This is a genomic window from Methylonatrum kenyense, assembly GCF_023195885.1.
Classification (GTDB): Bacteria; Pseudomonadota; Gammaproteobacteria; order Nitrococcales; family Aquisalimonadaceae; genus Methylonatrum; species Methylonatrum kenyense.
In genome coordinates, this window is sequence record NZ_JALPKO010000025.1 from 1 (window position 1) to 982 (window position 982).

Genomic DNA, 982 nt, shown 5'->3' on the forward strand with positions numbered 1-982 from the left:
CATGAGCAACGCACAACGTCAGGACATGAACGCGATGCGGGAATCGGTATTGAACGTCCGGCATCGGGAGCTGGGTTCGAAGCTGGACGGTGACACGTGGAACGAGATGCTGATTCCGTGGAACTACGACACGGACCCCTACGATGAAGTGGCGGTGATGCGCATGCGAGCGGGTCTGTTCGATGTATCGGGCCTGCATGTGGTGCATGTTCGCGGCGCGGATGCCGAGGCGGTTGTGGACCACCTGGTGAGCTGTGACTGCACGGCGCTGAAGCCTGGCCAGGCGGCGATCGGCAGCGAGCTGAACGATCAGGGCCACATTGTTGATGACGTGATGGTGATTCGTGATGCGGCGGACCACTTCCGGCTGACGCATGGCGAGGGTGCGACGCCGCAGAACCTGGCGGACAGCGCGCGGGGCCGTGACGCGGAGATCGAGGTGGACGAGGACACCCACATCCTGTCGCTGCAGGGGCCGCGTTCGCTGGCGATCCTGGATCCGCACTGTGATGCGGACCTGGGCGGGTTGAAGTATTTCCACCACACGCCGTGCACGCTGTTCGGCCGCGAGGTGATTGTTGGCCGTGGCGGCTACTCGGGCGAGCGGGGTTACGAGATCTACTGTGCGGCGGCGGACGCGGTGGATCTGTGGGACACGATTCTGGAGAAGGGTGCCGAGCACGGGGTGATGCCGTGCTCCTGGACCGCACTTGATATTAGTCGCATCGAGGCTGGTCTGCTGTTCTTCCCGTTCGACATGCCGCAGGGGGACACCACGCCGTGGGAGATCAACTACGGCTGGTCGGTCTCGGAGAAGGGTGACTGGCGCGGCAAGGAGGCGTGCCTTGCGGGGCGCGGCAAGGAGCGTTTCACGCAGGCGGGGCTCGTGGTGGCGCACAGCGATGCGGTGGAGATTGGCGACCGGATTTTCCTGGATGGCAAGGACGTGGGTCGGGTCAACAGCCCGGTATACAGCCAGCAC

The 982-nt window shown here is 64.2% G+C and carries 1 protein-coding gene; it reads left to right on the forward strand.

Features of this window, described 5'->3' with window-relative positions:
• Positions 1–34: 34 nt before the first annotated feature.
• A partial coding sequence (locus M0534_RS13645) for an aminomethyl transferase family protein (RefSeq protein WP_248568997.1) occupies positions 35–982 on the forward strand: 948 nt, incomplete at its 3' end.